At 27.4% G+C, this 25,612-nt stretch carries 17 protein-coding genes; 14 read left to right on the plus strand and 3 right to left on the minus strand.

The features are described 5' to 3' along the window. Positions 1-63 precede the first annotated feature (63 nt). Entirely contained in the window at positions 64-207 is a 144-nt protein-coding gene (locus tag IC219_RS09425) for a helix-turn-helix transcriptional regulator (RefSeq protein ID WP_413926934.1), read from the plus strand. Here the strand turns inward: IC219_RS09425 and IC219_RS09430 are convergent. Then, a complete protein-coding gene (locus IC219_RS09430) occupies positions 168-353 on the minus strand; it encodes a hypothetical protein (RefSeq protein WP_227830937.1) in 186 nt (61 codons plus the stop codon). The genes IC219_RS09425 and IC219_RS09430 overlap by 40 nt on opposite strands. Positions 354-528: 175 nt before the next feature. Here IC219_RS09430 and IC219_RS09435 point away from each other — a divergent pair, with 175 nt between their 5' ends. The 3 genes from IC219_RS09435 to IC219_RS09445 all read left to right on the plus strand — a co-directional run bounded on the left by IC219_RS09435 (position 529) and on the right by IC219_RS09445 (position 3,470). Next, positions 529-1,185 (plus strand): pentapeptide repeat-containing protein, encoded by a 657-nt coding sequence (locus IC219_RS09435; protein WP_227830936.1) that lies wholly within the window; start codon positions 529-531, stop codon positions 1,183-1,185. Positions 1,186-2,003: 818 nt separating this feature from the next. Next, on the plus strand, positions 2,004-2,507 hold the full coding sequence (locus tag IC219_RS09440) for a hypothetical protein (RefSeq protein WP_227830935.1): 504 nt from the start codon (positions 2,004-2,006) through the stop codon (positions 2,505-2,507). A 45-nt stretch (positions 2,508-2,552) separates the two neighbouring features. Further along, positions 2,553-3,470, plus strand: a complete 918-nt coding sequence (locus IC219_RS09445; protein WP_227830934.1) for a DUF11 domain-containing protein — start codon at positions 2,553-2,555, stop codon at positions 3,468-3,470. 99 nt (positions 3,471-3,569) lie between these two features. Here IC219_RS09445 and IC219_RS09450 read toward each other — a convergent pair whose 3' ends face one another. Further along, positions 3,570-7,001 (minus strand): isopeptide-forming domain-containing fimbrial protein, encoded by a 3,432-nt coding sequence (locus IC219_RS09450; protein WP_227830933.1) that lies wholly within the window; start codon positions 6,999-7,001, stop codon positions 3,570-3,572. A 188-nt stretch (positions 7,002-7,189) separates the two neighbouring features. On the opposite strand from IC219_RS09450, the gene IC219_RS09455 reads away from it, so the two are divergent. From IC219_RS09455 to IC219_RS09480, 7 genes are all read left to right on the plus strand, one after another. Continuing rightward, entirely contained in the window at positions 7,190-15,271 is an 8,082-nt protein-coding gene (locus IC219_RS09455) for a DUF11 domain-containing protein (RefSeq protein WP_227830932.1), read from the plus strand. Between the two features lie 52 nt (positions 15,272-15,323). Continuing rightward, positions 15,324-15,452, plus strand: a complete 129-nt coding sequence (locus IC219_RS21710) for a hypothetical protein (protein ID WP_255612965.1) — start codon at positions 15,324-15,326, stop codon at positions 15,450-15,452. Between the two features lie 88 nt (positions 15,453-15,540). After that, positions 15,541-15,729 carry a hypothetical protein gene (locus IC219_RS09460; protein WP_227830931.1) on the plus strand — a complete coding sequence of 63 codons (189 nt, stop codon included), beginning with the start codon at positions 15,541-15,543 and terminating at the stop codon, positions 15,727-15,729. Between the two features lie 390 nt (positions 15,730-16,119). Then, a complete protein-coding gene (locus IC219_RS09465) occupies positions 16,120-16,872 on the plus strand; it encodes an ABC transporter ATP-binding protein (protein WP_227433882.1) in 753 nt (250 codons plus the stop codon). Next, the gene (locus IC219_RS09470; protein ID WP_227830930.1) at positions 16,873-18,780 is read left to right on the plus strand and encodes an FtsX-like permease family protein; all 1,908 of its coding nucleotides are present in this window, start codon (positions 16,873-16,875) and stop codon (positions 18,778-18,780) included. It begins immediately after the preceding gene. 151 nt (positions 18,781-18,931) lie between these two features. Further along, the gene (locus IC219_RS09475; protein WP_227433884.1) at positions 18,932-19,606 is read left to right on the plus strand and encodes a response regulator transcription factor; all 675 of its coding nucleotides are present in this window, start codon (positions 18,932-18,934) and stop codon (positions 19,604-19,606) included. Then, positions 19,606-20,625 carry a sensor histidine kinase gene (locus IC219_RS09480; protein ID WP_227830929.1) on the plus strand — a complete coding sequence of 340 codons (1,020 nt, stop codon included), beginning with the start codon at positions 19,606-19,608 and terminating at the stop codon, positions 20,623-20,625. The genes IC219_RS09475 and IC219_RS09480 overlap by 1 nt, the downstream gene beginning before the upstream one ends. 129 nt (positions 20,626-20,754) lie before the next feature. Here the strand turns inward: IC219_RS09480 and IC219_RS09485 are convergent, their stop codons facing one another. Beyond that, entirely contained in the window at positions 20,755-21,729 is a 975-nt protein-coding gene (locus IC219_RS09485; RefSeq protein ID WP_227433886.1) for an aromatic acid exporter family protein, read from the minus strand. A gap of 655 nt (positions 21,730-22,384) precedes the next feature. Here IC219_RS09485 and pepI point away from each other — a divergent pair. The 3 genes from pepI (at position 22,385) to IC219_RS09500 (ending at position 25,610) form a co-directional block, all read left to right on the plus strand. Next, entirely contained in the window at positions 22,385-23,266 is an 882-nt protein-coding gene (gene pepI, locus IC219_RS09490) for a proline iminopeptidase (protein ID WP_227830928.1), read from the plus strand. 397 nt (positions 23,267-23,663) lie between these two features. Then, entirely contained in the window at positions 23,664-24,467 is an 804-nt protein-coding gene (locus tag IC219_RS09495; RefSeq protein ID WP_227830927.1) for a hypothetical protein, read from the plus strand. Between the two features lie 12 nt (positions 24,468-24,479). Next, the gene (locus IC219_RS09500) at positions 24,480-25,610 is read left to right on the plus strand and encodes an AAA family ATPase (protein WP_227830926.1); all 1,131 of its coding nucleotides are present in this window, start codon (positions 24,480-24,482) and stop codon (positions 25,608-25,610) included. Positions 25,611-25,612 lie beyond the last annotated feature (2 nt).

The raw sequence follows: 25,612 nt of genomic DNA on the forward strand, positions 1-25,612 counted from the left end.
AAAAAATTATAACACATTAATATTTTTTATATTCATTGGTAAAGAATTTGATTACTGTAAAATTTGAAAAGACTAAGAAAAATTCACCAGTACACACAAGAGGATTTAGCTGAAAAGTTTAATATATATAGACAATCAGTAGCAAAATGGGAAAGTGGAGAATCTGCTCATGATATAGATTCTGAAGAAATACTTTTTCCTAATTGAGCCTCTAAATGTTTTTGATTTCCTTTAGTAAATTCTAAATCATCTATGTTTTTGTCTTCTAAAATTTCTTGTATTTTATATAAAATCATAGCATTATTCCATGCATAGTTACTAGAAGTATCTTTATTGTTAAATTCATAATTCATTTTACAAATCTCCTAAGTTTAATTTAATTATATTATATAAAAAATACAGCATTTTATTATTATCAGTAATATATAATAAGGTTGTTATGGCTGAGGTTATGTGTTAATATTAGGAATAATTATTATCAAGTGTATATACTTATAAGTATATACACTTTTAAATTATGGAGGAAGAATGAATAATACGCAAAAGATAGAGACAGGATTAAAATACAATAAAGCAAAAAAAATGGACAAAAACTTTATGTATCAAGACTTAAAAAGAAGTAACTGTTATAACACTGATTTTTCAAATTCAAACTTTAATTTTACAAGTTTAAGAGGAGCTCACTTTAAGTCTTGTAACTTTTATGGGTGTACGTTCAAATCAGCAGAAATAATAGGGGCAAACCTAAAAAGAAGTAAATTTAAAAATGCAAAATTTGAAAATACTATATTTGAAGGAGTTAATTTAGAAGAAGTAGATTTTTCTGGTACTAAATTTAAAAACGTAATATTTTTAAATACAGACATAACTAAAGCTAAAAACTTTGATATAAACTCACCTCAAATAAAAGTATTTAAAGTAATGCCTGTTATAGAGATGAGTGAAAAATTAGAAAATGCAATAAAATTTGCAATGGGAAATAAGTATGTTAAAAAATCAAGAACTTTAGATACTAAAGATGGTGGCATTAATTATATAAGTATAATGATACTTTTAGAAAACTTTAAAGAAAAGCAATTAATAGATGGATTGACGTTAATTGGAGAAAGAATAGATAAGGAATTTTGTACACTAAGTTATATAATGAAAAATTTAGAAGTTTATAAGTCTGAAGGTATATTATAATTTATGTCAAAATATAATCGTGGATATTATTGATTTCTATCATCTCCACCATTAAAATCTGAGAAAAAGGTATTGGATAAATAATCAATACCTTTTTATGATATACTAAGTGAATATTTTTTAGAAAACAATCAAAGTAAATTTTAAAATTATGCCAATGTGGAATAAACTTATATATATGAAACGTATAAACGTATAAGTGAAGTAATAGGTGATATACATTGTAAATGGCATGTATATTTGGATTAAAAATTGGCAACAAGGACTTTGTCATTGAAAAACTCCTGAGATGTTAAATATAATAACTAATATGTCTTCATATGTGTAGATGTATCAGCTTTAGAAAAGTTATTTCTAACATTAAAAATAGAATCGTACATCTCATATTTATTTTTTCTTTGAAGTAAGTTGTAAGGTTTTCTGTAAATTTAGTATGCTAGTTGTTGGTGAAAAAATACCACTCATCGGACTTATATTGAACCAAAATTTTAGGAATGTTACCCTCTACAAAGAAGGTAGCATTTTTTTATACAAGGTTCTATCCAAAAAAGATAAACTCTTTTTTGTTAGATAAATAAAAAAATACCGCATGAAATAATTATTATATAATACCCAACATTTAGTATATATACTAAGGTAATAACTTGAAAAAATATTAAGCAAGGGAGTTAATGTGAAGAATATATAGATGATACAATACTTTTTAGTTATTTAGTATTAATAGTTTTAATATCATATAATATATTAATAGGTAGAGAATACCACATTATAAATTTTTCATTGTATTGAAGAATATACTAAAAGGGAGAAAAAAGAATATGGATTATAGTATAGGTGAAATGACATACAATATATCTTGCTTTGGAGAATTACATCCACTAAAATATTTTAAACAATTTACTACGTATCAAAATATACAATTATCTAATAAAAAGTCTAAAGATTATAGAATAGAATATACAACTCCATCTATAGAAATATACTCATTAAAATTATGTGATACAAAAATAGTGGATACAGTAAAAGGAACTTCATTAGAAGGGCAACATTTAAGTGGGAAAAATCTTATTATATTGGGTAATATTAATATGAGTTTAATATTAAAATATGAAAACAACAAAAAAAAATGTAAGCGTAATAAACATAAAAAAAATAAAGTATTAAATATTATGCTGCCATTTAGTACTTTCATAGTTATACCAAATTATGATAGTAATGATGAAAGAATTAATCTTAGATACTTTGTAGAAGACGTCAGTGTAAAGCTCAATCAGAGTAAAGTATTTGTAAGTGTAACTATGTTAATGCAATATTTAGAGTAATAATAATCTAATATCTAACAGACATAAATAGAAAAGAGTGATGTAATGAAGGTCATAAATGAATGTAGGATAGACTTTCAATATAGATTATCATCTAAAAGTCCTGTAATAGTAAAGACTATCTGTAGTAATGTAGTTTCTACTGATATAGTAAAGGATATATTAAAGATAGAAAAATATGTAGATAAGAAACATTCATATTCTTTTGATATAATAACATATACAGTTTGCATTTCAAATGTTAGTAAGTATATTGTAACTAATGCATTTTTTCAAGATAAAATTCCAACAGGGACAAAATTTATAAATAACTCAGTAACTATAAATAGTATAAAGAAATATTTCATAAATCCAGAAAAAGGGTTTAGTTTGTATGATATTAATTCAGGAAAATGCATAATAATAACATTTAAAGTTATAGTATTACCTCATTATCTCTGTAATACAATAAAAAATTGCTCCACTATAGAACATGACTATATTTACAATATTGAGATGTCTCCCACTAGAGTAGTAATGAAAAGTAATAAAGTGAACACACATGTTGAAAATAAAGTATTTAAATCATTACAAGTGGATAACAATGTAAAAATATCTCAGAAAATAGATAAAATAATCGATATAAAAGTAAAAGTAAATATACTAGAAACAAAGATTGTCAACACTCCTGCTAATGATGTATATAGAAAACAAAATTCTGATGTATGCACCTTTATTATTTTAGGTAACATAGAATACGAAATAAATTATAAAACAAAATGTAAAAAAACTAATAGAAAAAACAAAAACCAAAAAATGAAAACTAAAGTAAGTGTTTTTGGATTTTCTTGTAACATGCTTGTACCTATTGGTATTACCTATTTAAATAAAGATAATATAAAAATAAATATTGAAAATACATCAACAAGCCAAATTTATAAAGGTAAATTGTTTGTTAGCTCAAATATATTACTATATTATTAAAACCATCGAATATTATCAAGTATAATCGATGGTTTTTTATAATAAAGAAATAAACTGTATAGTATTTATAAATACTCATGATAGAAGATATTTTTATTTTTAACTAGGATCTATATTTAAAACTGTCTTACTTGGATATGGATTAGTTTGTGATGTAACAGTAATATAAAAATCATACCTAACACCTAATGGTTGATTAGAAGGAATGACCGCATCTAGTTCTATTAATTTGCTACTATTAGGAGGTAAATTTGTTAATTGAGGTAAAGTTGCTTGATAAAATGTATTAGTAGCTACATCAGTTATTTTTGTACCATTAATGTACAGTGTATAAGAAATAGCTACTTTTTGTATAGTTATTGAATAACTGTCATAGCCTCCGCCAGTGTTTTTAAAATAATTTAATATCACTGCAGTATTGCCTGCAGGTGTAACAATATATGACGTTGAATCATCTATTCTATTAGCTGGATTTGGCAATAATGAAACTCCAGGGACTAAAGAGCAAGTTATAGTGTTACTTTGTTCACCACTATATATTTTAGTAGGCAATATATCATTATAGTAAGAAACAGCAGTTGCCTGAGTAGTCATTGAAGAACCAGAGATTAACATTAATTGAGGTATTACTGTAAAAGTTACATATCCAGACATAGATGGACCTAACTGTGGTATTGAAATAACAACATTTTTTGTAGAACTATTATAGGTTGCATTACAGAATGAAGTTGTATTTATAGAAGTAAATAAGAAATTATTATTTATAGGAATTTGTATAGTACCATTTACTAAATTTACTAAACTGTTATTTTGGAATATAAGTAAAAATTGCATAACAGAATTAGTGCTTATACTAGCAGTTTGGTTATATATAGTAGAAGTAGTTTTATCTGTTGCACTTAATGTCATCACCAAGTTTGGATGATTTACTGTTACAACTAATGTATTAGAAACTGTGGTATAACTACCACCTTGAATTTGTTGATATAGGCATTGTGCAATATTATTTTGTGTAGAAGTTAATGCACCAATACTCTTAGTTGCACTAATTATTCTACAGGTCATGTTGTAAGCTATTGTTTGTGATGATACTCTAGCATCTATTGTTCCTTCAGTAGGTAATGTAACTGTATAAGATGATACTGTTGGTATTATAGATACACCGTTTTTAAATGCAGAACCTACATAAGATTGACCTCCATTTGGAAGAACATCCTTTACATATAGTCCATATGCAATGGTACCTTGAGGAATAGTCATTGTAATTGTGTAGGTTATTAAAGAGCCAACCTTAAATGTAGATGCTACATTACTTTTTGATACTATTATGTTAGCTGAAGAGATTTTAACTGATGCACTTTTATTAAGATTAGAATATTGGTAGTTATCTGAATAATCATCATATTCTTGAGAATATGGATTAGTATTAGTTGCTGTAGTGGTAATACTTACTCCTGGAGCTATGACTGAGCTTATAGTTACACTGTATGTTAAAGTAATAGATTGACCTGGAGCAAGTTTATCAATACTAACAATAATACTATTATCTTCAATTTCAATTTCATCATAACTACCTGTTCCATTAACTATTAAGCTATTTTTCTTAAGAGTAAACCAGTTAGATAAAGTATCATTAAGAGTAAAATTAAATGCATCTGTTTCTGTTCCTAGTGTATTAGTATTTTTTATAGTAACTGCATATGTGTAGATTTCATTAGATTTTATAACGGTTGTGTTAGGACCATTAACAGTCTTAGTTAATTGAATATTAGGAGTGCCTATATTAAAGTTGACTTGCGCACGATTGCTATAGGCATATCCATAGGTATTTATTCCTTTTAGTTTCATTAGATTAGCATTTTGGCCAGAAGAACCCAGTTGCTCTATTTGTACTTTAAAACTAATAGTAGCAGTAGTTAAGCTAGGTATATTTCCATAGAAGAAATCCACTCCATGGGGACTTATTAGTTTAGGTTGAGATACAGGATTATAACCAGTGTAGTTGTAAGTTAAGTTGGTTATAGGATTAGATGATAATGGGAAAAAGTCATCTATATAAACTTGTTTTTGAGTAGCTTGTAATGTAGATGCATTGTAAGTTAATAAATACTCAGCAAAATCTCCAGGAGCTAAAGAATTTATTGTTTTAGAGGTTCCATTTTTATAGTATCCTTTAACAAACTGTTTGGTAATTGTTCCTACATTTATACTTGAAGATACACTAGAATTATCAGTGACTTGAGTTAATGAACCTACAAGAGTACCTGTAATATCAGTAGTTGAAGTAAAAGGATCAGAAGCTACAACAGGTAGATTTATGTTATTTGTATCAAATTTATAGGTATAAAAACTATTAATTTTTGCACTTATTGTTACAGTCTGTGTAGAGTTTTGTGGCATAAAAGCAAAGTTGTAAGTTAGATAATATCCTTTCATTGTAGAACTATTTGCCACTGAAGTTGGATTAATAGAGCTAGATAGATAAAGGATTCCATCAGGTAACAAATAATGAACTAATATATTTTGTATATTGTAATATTGCCCAACCTTATATACATAGGTGTAAGTTACTGTATTTTGTATATCAACTATAGATTTACTTGTAGAAGTAGCTATTATCAAATCCATTGCTGAAAAACTAGTAGTACTGCTAGAACTGGCTGTTACTTGAGGGTTTGCTGATACCATACTAATGTACATATTCAATGTAGTACCATGAACAATATAATTTCCTTGATTACTGTTATATTGATTCCATATTGCAAAATTAAAATTTAAGGTAGTATTGCTACTTACTGAAAGATTTACATTACTATAATAAAGTTGAGTATACATTTTATTATTAATACTAACCAAGTTAATAGTAGGAGTTGTAAATTGTGATGCATCAGTACCTAAAGTAGTAATATTTCCTATATATCTAATTCCATCATCTAATAGTATTGTTATATTAACTAAAGATGAAGAATCTGAATTATTATAAAACTTGCAAGTAGCAGTGTTAACTTGAGTATAATCATTTAAAGTGAGTAGGCTACCTGCACCTTTTAATACTTTTCCAGGGGTAGTAATAGTACTATTAAACATTATTGTTTGAAAAGACATAGCTATACTATTAGTAATTACTACATCACCTATATCATAGCTCCCTCTAGGCATAGTATCTGCTTGACAAGATACACTTATTCCAGAAAATATATATCCAAATGGTATTACAGTTCCATTTTTAAATTTAGTATTACACTTAACAGTGATACTAAAAGTGAAATTTACCTCCATAGGTGCAAGGTCTTTCATATTAACCCAAGAATATGTGATGCTATTATCAGCATTTGTTATACTAGATGTTTGTGAAAAAGTAGATGTCGAAAGGACTAGACCATCAGGTATTGTAATAGTAAGGCCTAGATTATAAAATCTTTGCACAGTGCTGAGATTTTGTATAGTAATACTAAAAGTAGAAGTATTTCCTATTATTATAGGAATCTTTTGAGTATTACTTACAATAATATTTAACATGTTTGAGTCCATTAAATCACTCCTTTAAGTTTATTAATAAATTATATTCAAAATAAATATACATATTTCGATAAAAAAATATTTGTTTTAATTAAAAATTTAATTTTTAGGAACTAAAAAATTACTACTTTAATATAATATACAGTAATTCTTAAAAATGATAATGCAAAATTAAAAATATTCTTTGCAAGGAGGTAAACATGTCACTAACACCACGTTTTAAGGCAATAGATAAAGCTATTTTAGTGGGTACAGGAAACAGTTTAGTTGTATGTGGTAGTAGTACAGCTTTAACAGTAAGTACATCTGATTTAATTATGCCTAATGGAACAACAACAAGAGATTGGACTAAAGCAGGAAGTTCTGCAAATTTAAATATATTATCAAACAGTAAAGTATTATATGCAGAGCTTGTTTGGTATTCTACAGTGACTAGTAGTGTATCAGGGGCACAAAGTGTTAGCAGTATTCAAGATAGCGCAATAACTTTTACAACTCCACAAGGAATATATTCCATAATACCTAAGTATATGGATACTTATAATGGGCCAACAGGAAATGTTGATAGATACAGAGCTGCAGATGTAACAACATATGTTCAGGCAGCACTATCAGGAAGTTATACAGTATCAAATGTACCAATAAGTGTACCCTCTACAGGTCTAAGTAATACAAGAGCAGGATGGACATTAACAGTAATATATAGAAATGATTTATTTAAACCTCAAATGATTCTTTATAACTCTGGTATATCAGTAGCAACTACTAATACACCATTACAAATGACGATGTCTGGATATACAACTAGTACAGATCCATCAATGTTAAAAGGCAATATGTTTATTGCTTGTGCAAATGGTTCTCCACTTGATGGAAATGAATATGTAGAAGTGGGACCATCTTTTGCTCAATTAAGTAATGTTGGTAATTCAGTTTTTTCACCAAATACTAATCCTGGGACATCACCAAATAATCCAGAAAATAATTTCTTTAGTGGAGTAATAAATGTAGCAGACCCTACAAGCTCTAGTAATGGTTTACTAAATATTTCAGGAACTAATGCAACTAATAACAATGATGGGTTTGTACCTACACAACTTGTAGGAGCAAGAAATAAATGGGATATTGTAGATGTAGATATTTCAAATACATTAATTACAAATCAATCATTATTAGCTACTCAAATAACTGAAAGTGTATCTGGAGATGGAGTACAAATAGTAGCTTTTGGTACTCAAGTATTTGCTCAAGCACCTGATATTACAGCTTATTTGGAGCTATATGATATAGATGGTGATGGAGAATATAACACTGAGGTTGGAGAACAATTAGTATTTTCAGTTCAAATAAAAAATAATGGAAGTATTATTGCTAACAATGTTATATTATCTACAACTTTAGACTCATCAGTTAGCTTTGTTCAAAACTCAGTTATAGTAAACAATCAAACTATTCAAGGTGGAGATATTACAAAAGGTGTAAATATAGGAAGTATTCCAGCTTATGGGACTGCTAATGTTACTTTTACAGTTAAATCAAATTCATTGCCTGCAACACCAGGCAATTTGATATATGATACTGTAAATTATAGTTACCAATTTACATCAGGTCAAAATACTATTACAAACAATGCAAATACAAATACTGTTCAAATAATGGTTCAAGAAGCTCTTTTAAATATATCAAAATCAGCTTCAGCAAGTACTGCAAATGTTGGAGATACTGTAACATATACAATAAATATAACTAATACAGGTAACATAGCTGCAACAAATATATTACTCCAAGATAAAATTAATCGATATTCTTCCTTTGTTACTGGAAGTGTAACAATAGATGGTATAACAGATATAACAGATGACCCAACAGTAGGTATATCTTTACAAGATTTAGCGCCAGGAAGTAGCACACAAATATTATTTCAATCAAAAATAAATTCATTACCGCCATCAACAAATATAGATAATTATTCATGTGTAAGTTTTGGGTATATGTATAATCAATATGGTTATATAAGAAAAAAGACTATATTTAGTAATCATACTAGTATACAAGTGGGATATATAGATGTAATAGGTGAAAGATGTAATAATAATAATTATCCTAATATTGGCGATACAGTAACTTATACTTTAAGCTTAAGTAATGTAGGAAATCAACCAGCTTCTAAATTTCAAATATCTGAGCCAACAATACCTGGAACTACATTTGTAAGTGACAGTGTTCAAATAAATGGAGTAGCTCAATCAGGGTTAAATCCTTTTACTGGATTTGTATTACCAAATCCTATAAATTCTCAAGCAACTACAAATATTAGCTATCAAGTTACTGTAACACAACTTAATCCAGCAAATACAATACAAAATATAGCTCAAGTTCCATTTAAGTATCAAATAACACCTACATCTAGTGTGGTAACTACAGAGCAAGATTCTAATATAGTTGATACTATAGCTAATTATGTATGTATGAATATTGTTGAAAGTGTGGATAAAGCCTATGCAATAATAGGTGATACATTATATTACACTGTAAATATTACTAATAATGGTAATATTAATGCAACTAGTACTATGTTTTTATCAAATATTCAATCAGGCACAACTCTTATACCTGGAACGGTTACAATTAATGGTGTGTCATATTCATCATATAATCCAAATCAAGGATTTCTTCTTGGAACAATATGTGCAAGTGATACCATAGAAGTAACATACCAAGTTAAGGTTAATTCAGTTCCTACTCCAAACATTGTATATAATCAAAGTGCTTTAGTATATAGCTATCAACCAGACCCTAACAATAGTGAACTAAATGGATCTATATATAGTAATACTGTACAAACAACAGTAAATCAAGTGGCTTATACAATTACAAAAACTGTAAATAAACACTATGCTCAGCTAGGGGATTCATTGGTTTATACAACGACTATTCAAAACACAGGAACAGTATCTTTAACAAATGTTGTATTTGCAGACTATATAGGTGTTTACATGAACTTATATCCAGAGACTGTATATATTAATGGAGTAAATTATCCATCATATAATCCGACTCAATCATTCCCTGTAGGAGATATTCATCCTGGTGATACTGTAATAGTTGTATTTGCGACTACAATAGTTGTAAATCCACCTGTTGGATATATACCAAACTATTCAGAAGCGATAATAAACTATCAGGTAAATCCAACTTCGCCAGAAGTTACTAAGACTATATACTCTAATACAGTTGTAACCTATGATCCTGTAGGTTCACTAAGTTTAACAAAGAGTGTAGATAAAGCATATGCAACAGTAGGAGATACCTTAACTTACTCATTTACAGCTACAAATAATGGTACTGCTATTATATCTAATGCAACCTTTACAGATACTCTTCAACAAGAAGCAACTTTAGTAGCAGGTAGTGTAGTAGTGAATGGAGTATCAAAATCAAATTATGATCCAACACAAGGTTTCTCATTAGGGGTTATGAATGTTGGGCAAACAATAACTATTAGTTTCAAAGTGACTGTAAATAATACACCTTCACCAAATGTTATAAAAAATAGTGCAACAGCATCTTATAGTTATTATATAGATCCATCACAACAACCAGTAACTAACAATATAACAAGTAATACTGTTACTACAACAATCAATTCTTATTCAGCAACAATAACAAAAATAGTAGATAAATCTTATGCAATGCTAGGAAATACATTAACTTATACTGTTACAGCAAATAATACAGGAACAGTACCTTTAACAAATGTTAATTTAGTAGATATTATTGAAAATGGAGCTACATTTGTACCTGGTTCAGTTGCAGTAAATGGTGTAAGTACAGGATATTCAAATGTTAATCCTAACAATGGATTTACTATACCGAATATAAGCCCAGGTGGTAGCACTATTGTAACCTTCCAAGTTACAATAACTAGTATTCCAACACCACCACAAATAAACAATACTGCTAGTATGAACTTCCAATACCAATTAGGCCCTACAGGTCAATATATTAGTGGAAGTTTAACAAGTAATACAGTTACTACAAATATTGTAACTATGTCTGTTACTAATACAAAGACTGCAGATAAAAGTTATGCAACCTTAAATGATACAATAACTTATACTTCAGTAATAACTAATAATGGCAATGAAAGTATTGCAAATACAACGTTCTTAGATATAATACCAAGTAATACAACTTTTGTAATAGGCTCAGTTATGATAGGCTCAACAGCACAATCATCTTATGACCCAAGTAAAGGGTTTTCATTAGGAACTATTGCAGCTGGAGCATCTGTAACTATAAGTTTCCAAGTAAAAGTAGCTAGTGTACCAGGTAGTGGATATATTACCAATACTTCAAATCTAAGCTATCAATACACTGTTGGAACAGAGAGTATATCTTCTAATACGACAAGTAATGCTACTATAACTTATATTAACTATGGAAATATGGCTGTTACTAAATCAGCAGATAGAACTATTGTAAAATTAAATAACATAATAACTTATACTGTAGTAATAGCTAATGTTGGAAACACAGTATTAAAGAATATTAACTTTACAGATATCATTCAAGTAGAATCATCTTTTGTTTCAGGCTCTGTATATATAAATGGAACTAACATGTCAAGCTATAATCCAAATATAGGATTTAGTTTAAATGATATACAGGTAGGACAACAAACTACAGTAAGGTTTGAGGTAACTGCTAATTCAATACCAACAAATAATGAATTGTTAAATACAGCCACAATAGATTATTCTTACTATGTTAATCCTACTGGTAGTGCAATAAATACAAATGCAAGTTCTAATACAACTACTATTTATGTTTATGATACTATAATGTCAGCAGATAAATCTGTAGATAAATCAATAGCTAAAATAGGAGATACTTTAAACTTTAGTATAACTATTACTAATGATGGTGATGTCAATGCAACAAATGTACAGTTCTTGGATACCTTGGACTCTAATATTAAGTTAGTAGCAAACTCAGTTTATATAGGTACTACTCAACAAACTGGTGCTGACCCAAGTCAAGGGTTCTCTATACCAAACATTGTTCCAGGAACACCTGTAACAGTTAGTTTCCAAGCAACTGTACAGACTAGACCGACAGGCAATATTATCTACAACCATGCTACAATAACTTACGATTATACAAGTGGCGAAACCTATACTGGTGTTCAAATTAAAACTAATACTACACAAACTTATGTTGCAGTAGGTGAATTAACTCTTACAAAATCAGTTAATAAAGCTTATGCTACTGAACCAGATAGCTTAACTTATACAGTAATAGTTAAAAATACAGGCTCTGTAAATGCTACAAGTTTAAACTTTAAGGACTTAGCTCCAGCATCAACAGTATTTAATATAAATTCTGTGGTAGTAGATGGGACACCACAATTAAGCTATGACCCGACAGTAGGATTTAGCTTAACTGATTTAGCGCCTAATCAATACCATACAGTAACATTTAGTGTTAATATAACTTCTATACCTACAAGTGGAGAAGTAGATAATACAGCTTCTACAACTTTTAATTATCAGTTAACACCATCAGATAACCAACAAACAATGACTGCTACTTCTAATACGGTTAAAACATATATACAATTAGGAGTATTAACACTTACTAAATCAGTAGATAAGGCATATGCAACTATAGGAGATACATTAAACTATTCAATAACAATCAATAACACAGGTAATGCAAACTGTACTAATATACTATTTAAAGATATTATACAATCAAATGCTCAGCTTATAAGTGGCTCAGTAGTAGTAAATGGAATATCTCAACCTAATGCTGATACAAATGCAGGATTTAATATACCAGATATTGCTGGATACTCAAGTGCAACAGTAACTTTTTCAGTAAAAGTTAGTACATTGCCATCTACTGATAATATCTACAACACAGCTACAGCAAATTATGGATATTATATAAATCCATCTAATCCACTAGTTACAGTTCAAAGTACAAGTAATACTGTGTCTACAGCAATAAATGTAGGTTCATTATCAGTTACTAAGAATGTAAATAAAGCATATGCTACTATAGGAGATACAGTGGCTTATACAGTTACTATTGTAAATACAGGTAATGTAGTAGCTAACACTGTTAACTTTAGAGATGTGATACCAAGTGGATTGACTTTTATTACTAACTCAGTAAGTATAAATGGAATATCATACTCTGGTTATGACCCATATGCTAGTTTTACATTAGGAAATATTGCTCCTGGTGCTACAGTGGTAGTAAGCTTTAATACTACAGTGACATTATTACCAAATCCATCATTGATTAGCAATACAGCAAATGTTACTTTTTCATATTTAATAAATCCATCAGGATCATATATATACTCTCAAGTTAGCTCTAATACTGTACCCACTCAAATAAATGTAGGATTAATAACTCTAACAAAGAGCGTAGATAAGTCATATGCAACTATGGGTGATGTCTTAACATATACAGTAGTTGTAGCTAATACTGGAAATGTTGATGCTAAAAATGTAAATTTTCTTGATAACTTACAATCAGATGTAACTTTTAATAGTGGAACAGTAACTATAGGAGGAACGCCTTATACAAACTATGACCCAACTCAAGGATTTACTTTGGGTACGATACCAACACTACAATCAGTTACAGTACAATTTACAGTAACTGTAATAAATAATCCGACTCACGATTCTGTAATAAACTATGCTATAGGAACATTTAACTATTATGTAAATCCAAATGGATCTCTTTATAGTAGTTCTTATCAGTCTAATACTACAAGTACAATAATAGTTCAGCCTAGTTTAACTTTAACTAAGAGTGTAGATAAGTTATATGTAACTTTAAACAATACATTAAATTATAGTGTATTAGTTAAAAATACAGGAAATACACCTATATCTAATATATTATTTACAGATTTCTTATCAAATGGAGCAACGTTTGCAAATGGAACTGTAATAATAGATGGTATAAGTTATGCAAACTATAATCCAATAGGAGGATTTACTTTACCGAATAATTTAGTAGCTGGGAATACCTCTTTGGTTCAATTCCAAGTTACAGTAAATAGCACATTACCAACACCACCAATAGTTACCAACTACGCAACATCAAGTGGAAGTTATAATATAGGCTCAAGTCCATATCAAATATCAGCAACATCAAATACTGTAACTACTAATATTAACTTGGGGCAATTAACAAATACTAAGACAGTTGATAAGATGTATGCTAAGGTGGGAGATACAATAACGTATACCTCAACTATAGTAAATAGTGGTAATGTTATTTCAAATAATCTACAATTCTTAGATATATTACAATCATCATTAACTTTTGTTACACAAACTGTAACAATAAATGGAGTAACTTATCCATCACTAGACCCAACCGTTGGATTTTCTTTACCAAATCTGGCTCCAGGTCAAACCGTAATTGTAGGATTTAGTGCTAAGATAAACACTTTACCAACACCACCATATGTAACTAACACTTCACAAGTTCAATTTAGTTACTATATAGATCCTAATGGGGCACCATTGACTTACGCTCAATATAGTAATACATTAACAACCAATGTAGTATCAGGTAAGATAAATGTAGTGAAAATGGTAGATAAATCAATTGCAACAATTGGAGATATACTAACTTATACAGTAACATTGACAAATGTAGGTAATGTTATAGATAGTAATGTAATGTTCCAAGATACTCCTTCAACTGGCGTAACATTTAATGAAGGAAGTGTAGTTGTAAATGGAGTAACAAATTCATCAGCAGACCCAACAAAAGGATTTAGCCTTGGAAGTATTGGAATAGGTAATGTTGTTATAGTGGTATTTACAGTAATAGTAACTTCAGTTCCTTCTACTAACCAAGTAATAAATCAAGCTGTAATACCATTCCAGTATGTTATTGATCCAAAACAATCATCATACAGTGATACAGCTTATTCTAATGCTGTAGCTACTAATATTGCATATGGCAGTTTAAGTGTAAATAAGTCAGTAGATAAGAAATATGCAACAATAGGAGATATAATAACTTATACTGTTAAAATAGTTAATAATGGTAATATTAATGCTACTAATGTAGTATTTCTAGATCCAACGCCAGCTAACTCAATATTTGTTTTAGGATCAGTAACTATAAATGGAGTAGGAGATAAAACTCTTAACCCATCAGCTGGATTTAACTTAAATATTATGGTTCCTGGCCAAATAATAACGGTTATTTACCAAGTTCAAGTTGTAAATTTATGTTAGTGAAATAAAATAGATTATTTTAGCCCCTTAAAGATAAATCTTTGAGGGGCTGTTGAGTATATTAGATGGTTATGAGGTAGCAACTTACAAATATTTAATAAAACAAGAAAAATATGATAATTTAAAAGACAATATGATAAATTGTAGTAGATTTTGTACAGGTTATAAGATATATCTGTAGATATGTAAGCTATAATGAAATATAATATATAAGTATTATTCTAGATATTTATATTAAAATACTAAATTTGAGAGTCTATGTGAAGTGTATGAAAAAGAAAGTATTGTTCTTAGTAATTATTTTTATATTTATAATTTTATTAGGTAACTTCATTCATTCTAAAAATAATCAACTATCTAAAAGAGAAAAGATAGATGACTTTAAGTATGTATATAATATTATAAAAAATGATAACTGCATAAAAAAGGTATTGGAACTTGAACATATTAGTGATTAAATAACAAGCAAAAGTTATGTTCTTAGCTTGAGAAACTTGAAGATGACAATTAATCCTTTTAGAATTTATTTCAATTGATTATAGATTTAATTATTAAAAAGAATGGATACTCATTTATTAAGCTGAAGAAATTAGAAGAATAACAATTCCTATTAATTTACTTGTTGGTGGAAAAGACATAATGCTATATTCTTATAAAACAGCAGATAGATTAAGAATCATAATTCCAAATGCAAATAAACTTTATAACACACTTATTTTAATAACCTTTTTATATGTTACAAAAGTGTAATGTTAGTAGTCAAAATGTAATGCTTACATAAGGACTTAACTCTACAAAACCTTTAAAATAAAGATATACTAAGAAATGAACAAGTGGAGGTTATTATTATGAAAGAAATATTAAAAATAAAAAATATATCAAAAGACTATGGAATAAAAGGATTTAAAACAAATGTATTAAAAAGTATATCTCTCACAGTTAACGAAGGTGATTTTATAGCAATAATGGGGCCATCAGGTGCAGGTAAAACAACATTACTTAATCTAATGTCTACACTTGACAAACAAACCTCAGGAGAAATAATACTCGATGGAATTAACATATCTAAAGTAAAAAATAATGAACTATCAAAATTAAGAAGAGAGAAGATAGGATTTATATTTCAAGACTATAACTTATTAGATAATATGACACTCATGAATAATATAGCACTTCCTCTGGCATTAGGGAAAAAGAAAAGTAAAGAAATTGAAGGTAAGGTATTTTCGATAGCCAAAAAATTTGGATTAGAAAATCATTTAGATAAATATCCATACCAATTATCAGGAGGTCAAAAACAAAGAGGTGCAGCAGCGAGGTCACTAATTACAAATCCAGCAGTAGTATTTGCTGATGAGCCAACAGGTGCTTTAGATTCTAAATCAGCTTATGAACTTTTAAACTCATTAGAAAGAATAAATAAAGAGAATAATGCTACTATTATAATGATTACACATGACCCTCTAACAGCAAGTTATTCAAATGAAGTATATATGATAAATGATGGAACTATAAAGTGTAAATTGAACAAAGGAAGTAGTAGAAAAGAATTTTATGGAAAGATTATGGATATGTTGGCCTCTATGGGAGGTGAAATGTAAGTGAGTGTACTTGGAATTGCTTATAATAATTTTAAAAGTAATATAAGAACTTATCTGGCATTTTTTATATCTATGGTCTTTTCAGTAGTTGTACTGACTAATTTTGAATTACTAAGATATGGTGATGCCATAAATGTATTGCAAGGGGAAAATCAGAAATTCACATTATCAGTGTTAATATCTGTAATAATAATATTGTCAGTATTTTTATTTTTCTTTATATGGTATGCGACAAATATATTCTTTAAAAATAGGTCAAAAGAAATAGGGATACTATCTTTTATGGGATTGGATTTATATACTATAGGAAAAATATATTTTGTAGAAAACATGCTTATAGGAATAAGCTCTTGTATCACAGGAATACTTATAGGGATAATAACATCTAGATTTTTCCAGGTAGTAATAATAAAATTATCAGGATTTGATATAAATGTATCCAATGGGTTTAGTATCAAAGCTATAATGTATGCCAGTTTGATATTTATTTCTATATTTATGATAATGACTATAAAAGGTTTTGTAACAATATGTAGAAGTAGTGTAATAAACCTAATTAACACATCTAAGAAGCAAGACAAAATACCAAAAGTAGGAATAGGATTATACATATTAGCCATAATATCAATTTTAGTATTAGGATATGGTTATTATCTTTCTATGGATATACGCTCTGGAAACATAGCTAGTGTAATACCAGTTATAGTGATAATAATAATAGGTACTTATGGTTTATTTAAATCAGTTATGCCTGTTATATTTGATATTATAATGAAAAATAAAAAAGTATTATTTAATGGAAATAATATAATAGCAATAAACAATATAAATTATAGATTAAATAAAAACTATAAAACTTACTCTATAATAGCTATAATTATAACGACTACAATATCAACCCTTGGTGCATCAGTTGCCATAAAACATATACAACAAAATGCTCAAGAACAGAGGAATGTATATACTGTTAGTATAGTTTCAACAGATAAAAATGAAGTAGATAGAACACAAATAGAAGATATAATAAAAGATACTAATAGTATAAGATATTCAGTAAATCCAGAACTAATAGCTTTAGAAAATCCAGATAGCAAAGATGATTATGATAAATTAAATATAATAATGAAATACAGTGATTTTTACAATATTCTCAAAGTAAATGGAAATGAGAAGGAATTAAAAGAGTATGGCGAAAAATTAGTTGAAGGAAATAATGTAATGCAGTTAAAAAGTCCTCAAACGATATTAACATTAGCTAAAAAAGAAACTAGTGTGAACATTGATGGACAAGTATATAATATTACAAAAGGGGAAATGAAAGTACCAGTATTGGGAACAGGGATTAATGACAGTATTATAGTAGTAAATGATAACATCTACTCTAAGTTAAAAGACAAAGGAGAACAAATATATTTTTATGGAGCGAAAGTATCTGAGGAAGAAAATAGCCAAAAGATGTTCGATAATATTGAAAAAAATTTAAGTATGAAAAGTGGCTATATGAGAAATGGATATAAAGCTCAAAACGAAAGTCAATGGATGAAATTTGCATATGTAGTGCTTGTATTTTTATTTTTAGTATTTACGCTTGTGGCTGGAAGCATAATATACATGAAAATATATAGTGATGCTTATGAAGATAGAGATAAATATAAAACTTTATTGAAGATAGGAACTACAGAAAAAGAAATAAATAAAGCTGTCTTTAAAGAAGTAGCTATATTTTACACTTTACCAATGTTAAGTGCAACAATATCAAGTTACTTTGCATTAAGACTAGCAGGCAGTTTACTAATGGCTGATTTATTTAGTATATATATATTAAGCTTAGTAATATGCTTAATAATCTTCATAATATATGGAGCAGTATCTATTAATAAGTTTAAGAAGGTAATATACGAAAATTAATCAACAAATTTATTAAAACAAAGAGACTCTTACAATAAGAGTCTCTTATTAATTAGATTTAAGCCGTTTGACTAATAAATGTATACAAAATATAATATGATAGAGATAATTTATATTATAATAAAATATTAAAATAATGGAGATTGCATAAATGTATAAAATTTTATTAATAGAAGATGATATTGATTTATCAAAAGAAATTGCTTTGGCGTTAGAACGATGGGGATTTAAAGTAGAAGTAATTGATAATTTTGAACTGATTTTAGAAGAATTTATAGATAAAAAACCAGATGTAGTACTTTTGGATGTTAATTTACCACTGTATAATGGATTTTACTGGTGCGAGAAAATAAGGGGTGTTTCAAATGTTCCAATCATATTCCTTTCATCAAGAGATTCTGATATGGATTTAATAATGGGAATAAATAATGGAGGAGATGATTATATTACAAAACCATTTTCTATAGATATCTTAGTTACCAAAATAAATGGGATAATAAGAAGAGCTTATAATTATAGCGACTCTAATAGTATTCTATACTACAAAGATTTAATGTTTGATGTAGGAAAAGGAATTATAAAACACAAGTACAAGGAAAAAGATATAGAATTGACTAAAAACGAAATAAAAATTTTAAACTTATTATTAAAAAATAAAAATAAAGTTGTATCAAGAGAAAGTCTTATGATGACTTTATGGGATAATGATGAATTTGTTACAGATAATGCTCTTACTGTAAATATAAATAGATTGAGAAGTAAGGTTAAAGAGTTAGGTGTTGATGATTTTATAAAAACTAAAAAGGGAATAGGATATATAATATAATGATAGTAAAATATTTAAAAGACAGATTCAAGTATATTGTGCTTTTTTTTATTATCATTAGTATAATAAATATTTACTTATTTGCTATAAATATATTTGAGAATCAATATGCAGAGTTAATATACTTAGATTTTCTAGCTTTACTCATAATAATAGTATTTTTTATTGTAGATTATATAAACTTTAAAAATAGCTATAAAGATTTATGTAAGTGTCTAGAAAATAATGATGATATAGACAACTACTTGATTAATGGACAATCCTTTGAAGCAAATATCATGAGAGATATTATTGAAAATTTGAAATCAAAGAATAATGAAGATACAAAAAATTACAAACAATCTCTAAAAGAATTAGATGAATACATAGCTAAATGGGTTCATGAAATAAAGATTCCAATATCATCTTTGAGTATAATTACAGATAGATTAAATAATATAGAAGATAGTATAGATATTAAGAATCAAATTGCAAAAATAAACTTTTTAGTAAATTCTATTTTATATAGTAGTAGAAGTAATAGTATGTTTGAGGACATATTTATGAATAAAGTTAATTTAGAAAAATTAATAAAATCCTCTATAAAGAATAACTCGTTTTTACTCATAAAAAACAATATTGAAGTTAGTTTAAACAACTTAAATTATACTGTTTACACTGATTCTAAATGTATAGCCTATATTTTAGACCAAATTATTAATAATGCTATAAAATACTCAAAAGAAGTTGGTAAAATTGAATTTAATGCAAAGCCATTAGAAAATGGAGTAGTGTTATCTATAAAGGATTATGGTATAGGTATAAATGAAGAGGATATATGTAGAGTTTTTAATAGAGGATTTACAGGAACAAATGGAAGAAATAGATTGTATAAATCTACTGGAATGGGATTATACTTTGCAAAAAAGATGATAGATAACTTAGGTCATAAGATTGATATATACTCAGAAAATGGTGTTTATACAATTTTTAATATTCATTTTTATAATATATCTGATTATTTAAATCTAAATAATTAAATTAATAGATTGAATGTATCCACTTTAAATCTAAAAAATATAGTAGTATTTTTACTGTAGAATATAATTTGAAATAGTATTACGAATCAAAAAGCAGGGAGATTATCTACCTGTTTTTGATTCATAATACTATTTATAAAAATTATTATCTCTGAGAACTTGAGCACGTATACGGTTAATTAAAAACTGTTTTAATTTAGTTAAGCAAAAAAATAAAATAGCTCTATTTTCAAATTCTGTTCTATCAACAGGTAGAGGTTGATTTTGCATACTAAGCATTAACCTGCCCAATTCTTCAAGAAGAAGATTCCCTGTTTCGGCTTCAAATTCAGTATAACCTATCTTATGTATGAAAGCAGATAGAATATGAGCTTGTGGTGGAGTAGAGTCTAGTTGAGATACATAACTATACAAGTCTTCTAAGATATCCCGTTGGCTTTTTATAATATCCATATGTTCTAAGAAAAATTTAGTATCACTTAATAAAGTATTATTAATATTATCATAAGTTTCAGAAATACTACTATCAATAAGTGAATTTAAGGTATATAAATCTCTACTGAACCTATTTTCTTTTTTAGGATTTACAATAATATCGGCAATATCTATAAGCACAATACTCACTTCTTCTTGTAACTTTTTTTGGACTTCATAGATTTTATGTATATTTGTTGGAATATACATATTTATTATGACACCTATTCCAGTACCTATTGCAAATATTCCAGCTTCATTTAAAATCCATTTTATAGATGTTTCTCCTTGTAGGAAGTAATGGGATGCAATTACTACACACATGGCAATAACATCTTGAATTTTTAATAAAAAACAAAGCGGTATAATTATGAATATAAATATTGAAAATGAAGTCAAATTATATCCTAAAATATTAAAACATAAATAGGAAAAAATAGTACATAAAAGAAAACCATAAACCTTTCCAATAGAACCCTTAAGCGTTTCTTTTTTAGTGTCCTTTACTGTAAGTAGTACTATAACTCCAGCGACCATAGAGTATTCTAATTTTAACAGCCAAGCAATAGATATAGCAAGAGAGCATCCAAGAGATAATTTTATTACTTTAAGTGAATTAATATTATTCAAATATAAACCTCCTGTAAACAAATATAATAAAGATAATTTTAACATAAAACTAATAGGGTTTGAAATGTAATTAATTATACTTAATTATTTTATTGCCCTATTTAGCTAAATACAATCAATATATTTTTATTTTATGAAAGTTTTTTGTATATATTATTTGCCAGTGTAAAATCTCATACATTTGATTGAGTTAAAAATATTAACAAAAATGATGTAATAATTGTTGCTTTTGATGATTTGCTAATAATACCAATAAATAGCGCTATAAAGCTCATACTGACAAGTACAACTGACTTTAAAATATGATTATGTGATTATAAGTATAATATGTTTATAAGAATATTAGAAATGCAAGAAAACTGGTATACATCATGATGATATTTTTTTTATTTCATATCATAATAACAAATAAAAATAGTTGTAGCAAATGAAAATAGTCAAAAATGTATATACTATTATTAATAAAAAATAAAATTATATAATTAATAAGATTTTATAATTTGTTTTGTATGGTGATTTTTAACTTTTATGTTATACTATTTATAAAAGTAAGTATAAAGATAAAAATACATAATTAAATATGTATGAGAAGTTTTAAATAGCCTTATTAATGAACTTAATTATTGTTCATAATGACAAATTGGAGGAGATAAACATGAAAATTACTGAAGGATACATGCCTTTTGAAGGTTTTAAAACCTATTACCGTATAGTGGGAGAAGCTACAGAAGGAAAGAAACCATTAGTACTACTTCACGGAGGTCCAGGTTCTACACATAACTATTTTGAAGTATTGGACAAGATAGCTGAAAGTGGAAGACAAGTTATAATGTATGACCAAATTGGTTGTGGTAATTCATTTGTAGAAGGGCATCCTGAGTTATTTAATGCAGACACTTGGATAAAAGAACTTATCGAACTAAGAAAACATCTAGGACTTGATGAAATACATCTATTAGGTCAGTCTTGGGGAGGTATGCAGGCTATTTGGTATGCTATTGAATATAAACCAAAGGGTATCAAGTCGTACATTCTTTCATCTACTCTTTCTTCTGCAAAACTTTGGGAAAAAGAACAAAAAAGAAGAATATCATATATGAGTGAAGCTGAACAAAAAGCGTTACTTGATGCAGTAAATACTGGAGATTACTCTAGTAAAGAATATAATGATGCATTAGAAAAGTTTATGGAGATGTATTGTGCAGGGGAAGTAACTGAAGATTCTCCTGAATGTTTAAGAAGACCTAAAAAGTCTGGTTCTGAAGCATATATTGTAGGATGGGGATATAATGAATTTTCTCCTACAGGTACTCTTTCTGGATATGAGTTTACAGATAGATTACATGAAATAAAGGAACCTTGTTTAGTAACTAGTGGAGCGATAGATTTGTGTTCACCATATATTGCAAAGACTATGTATGATAGGATACCTAATAGTAAATGGGAACTATTTGAATATTCAAGACATATGCCATTTGTTGAAGAAAATGATAAATATATAGAAGTTCTAACTAAATGGTTAAATGAAAATGATTAAGCTTATATAAATTTATAAAAGAGATTAAACTGATTGTTTAATCTCTTTTTTTATTATTTTATTATAAATTAGAGTATTTTTTATATGTGATAAATTTTGAATAAGAATAATATGAACAATTGTAAAAAGTTTAAAAGTATTTAAAGAGAAAAAAAGTCTTAAAACCTCAATAAATCATACAAATCATTAAAAAACTACTATAATTAACATATAATAACAGAATTTAAAAACACTTAGTTTTATGAGATTTTAGAAATTTTTTTTAAAATTGGTATAATTATTCTGTTTAAACTTGCTTAAAAAGTATATTTATTATAATAAGAAACAATTATATAAATAGGAATAGATTATTATATTAATATATAAATAAAAATAACTATAGAAGGAAAGGCATATTATGGAAAAGTCAAAAGTTATTGAAATGATAAAAAATAATCCTAATATTATAGCAACTATAAATAATCCAACTGATGAGATGAAACTATTAGCTATCAAAGAAAATGGACTTGTACTAGAATATATAAATAATCCAACTAGAGAGATGCAAGAATTAGCAATTGATAACAATATTAGAGCAATTAAATTTATAAATGACCCAACAGAAGATATGATGATAAAAGCAGTAAATGATGGATGGAGTATATTAGACTATATAAAAAATCCAACTGATAAAGTGATTAAATTAGCTATAAATCAAGCAGGGTGGGCTATTAAATATTCTAAAAATCCAAGTGAAGAGTTACAATTATTAGCAGTAAGAAAAAATTATGATTCGATAAAGTTTATAAAACAACCTTATGAAAGTGTACAAGAAGAAGCAGTAAAAATAAGTTATGATGCATTAAGATATATAGATTTTCCTAGCTATAATACAGAACTTATAGCTATTAAGAATAATGAGGCAGCTATTAACTTTATAACTAATTTAGATAAGAATAAAATATTAGAATTCCTAAAAGTAAATATTTTAGTGATTAAGTATATTGTAAAGAAAATATCTAAAGAGGAATTAGAAGAAGTATTAAAAGAAGTACTATCAAAAGAAGATGTTGAAGAAAAGTATATTAGAGATTTTTTAAATTGTAATATTATAGATAGAAACAGTGACTATATAGCAATAGACAAGATGATGTTTATTTACAAATATGGAAGTAAAACAGCAAAAAAAATAGCTGTAGACGAAAAATTGAAAATTATGTAGGAGAGAGAAAAAATGAATTTTATAGATACATTAAAAAGCGTTGACTTAATATTATCCACTGGAGAAGTACCTCTAATAGTTGGTGAAAGTGGGATAGGAAAAACAGCTCTAGCAAAAAAACTTGCCAAAGAAAATAATTGGAGTTTGATTGTAATTGATGGAAATCTACTTAAAGAGGGTGAAATAGGAGGTCTTCCAACTATAGAATCTTATGTAGGAATTAATTCTAATGGATATAAGACAGAAAAGAAAACTACAGTATATGCTGTTCATAATAAATTAAGAGAAATTGATGAAGAAATATCTAAAGGAAAAACAGTTCTTTTATTTATAGATGAGATAAATCGTTGTGAGCATACTGTACAACAAGAACTTATGAATCTAATTTTAAATAGAGAAATTAATGGATACAAGTTACATGATGATGTAAAGATTTTAGCAGCAATGAATCCATCAAGTAAATATGGTTCAGATTTCGATTATCAAGTTGTAGATATGGATTCAGCTCAAGAAAATAGATTTGTTTGGTTAAATATGGAGAGTGACCATACACAATGGTTGAAATGGGCAATAGATGAAGGAATTGAAAAAAAGATTATAGAGTTTATTTCAACTTTCCCAGAATATCTGCATAAAACAAATGAAGATGATGTAAGAGCAACTCCGAGAAGTTATGAGAGAGTTTCTAAAATTTATAAAGTTTATAAGGACAAAAAGAAAGCAATTCCTAGAACAGTATTTCTAAATGTTATAAAGGGGAATGTAGGTAAGGTTATAGCAGAAGAGTTTATAAGTTTTATTGAATCAGATTCTAGTCCATTGATATCTTATGAAGATGTTTTTTTAGGTGATACTATTGATGAACATCTTGTAGAAAGAGTAAAAAATGAAAGTCATACAAGACTTTATTTATCAGCGATAAATATTCTAAAAAACTTAGAATTAAATATGAAAAATGATGAGTATGAATCAAAATATTATATTGATAGATTTATTGAGTTCTTAAAAATATATCCTATAGATTTAATGATAGGAATTATGAAAGATATTAGAAATAGCTATATTGAAGTGTATAAAAAAGCTATAGAAAATGAAGAGTTTGTAAAATCTTACTTTGAGTCATATCGTTTAATAAGGGGATAATA

The sequence above is a fragment of the Clostridioides sp. ES-W-0018-02 genome, assembly GCF_020658175.1.
In the GTDB taxonomy this organism is placed as follows: Bacteria; Bacillota; Clostridia; order Peptostreptococcales; family Peptostreptococcaceae; genus Clostridioides.

Coding starts and splice junctions, on each gene's coding strand:
- IC219_RS09430 (WP_227830937.1), bottom strand. CDS start 353: ATGAATTATGAATTTAACAATAAAGATACTTCTAGTAACTATGCATGG.
- IC219_RS09435 (WP_227830936.1), top strand. CDS start 529: ATGAATAATACGCAAAAGATAGAGACAGGATTAAAATACAATAAAGCA.
- IC219_RS09440 (WP_227830935.1), top strand. CDS start 2,004: ATGGATTATAGTATAGGTGAAATGACATACAATATATCTTGCTTTGGA.
- IC219_RS09445 (WP_227830934.1), top strand. CDS start 2,553: ATGAAGGTCATAAATGAATGTAGGATAGACTTTCAATATAGATTATCA.
- IC219_RS09450 (WP_227830933.1), bottom strand. CDS start 7,001: ATGGACTCAAACATGTTAAATATTATTGTAAGTAATACTCAAAAGATT.
- IC219_RS09455 (WP_227830932.1), top strand. CDS start 7,190: ATGTCACTAACACCACGTTTTAAGGCAATAGATAAAGCTATTTTAGTG.
- IC219_RS09460 (WP_227830931.1), top strand. CDS start 15,541: ATGAAAAAGAAAGTATTGTTCTTAGTAATTATTTTTATATTTATAATT.
- IC219_RS09465 (WP_227433882.1), top strand. CDS start 16,120: ATGAAAGAAATATTAAAAATAAAAAATATATCAAAAGACTATGGAATA.
- IC219_RS09475 (WP_227433884.1), top strand. CDS start 18,932: ATGTATAAAATTTTATTAATAGAAGATGATATTGATTTATCAAAAGAA.
- IC219_RS09480 (WP_227830929.1), top strand. CDS start 19,606: ATGATAGTAAAATATTTAAAAGACAGATTCAAGTATATTGTGCTTTTT.
- pepI (WP_227830928.1), top strand. CDS start 22,385: ATGAAAATTACTGAAGGATACATGCCTTTTGAAGGTTTTAAAACCTAT.
- IC219_RS09495 (WP_227830927.1), top strand. CDS start 23,664: ATGGAAAAGTCAAAAGTTATTGAAATGATAAAAAATAATCCTAATATT.
- IC219_RS09500 (WP_227830926.1), top strand. CDS start 24,480: ATGAATTTTATAGATACATTAAAAAGCGTTGACTTAATATTATCCACT.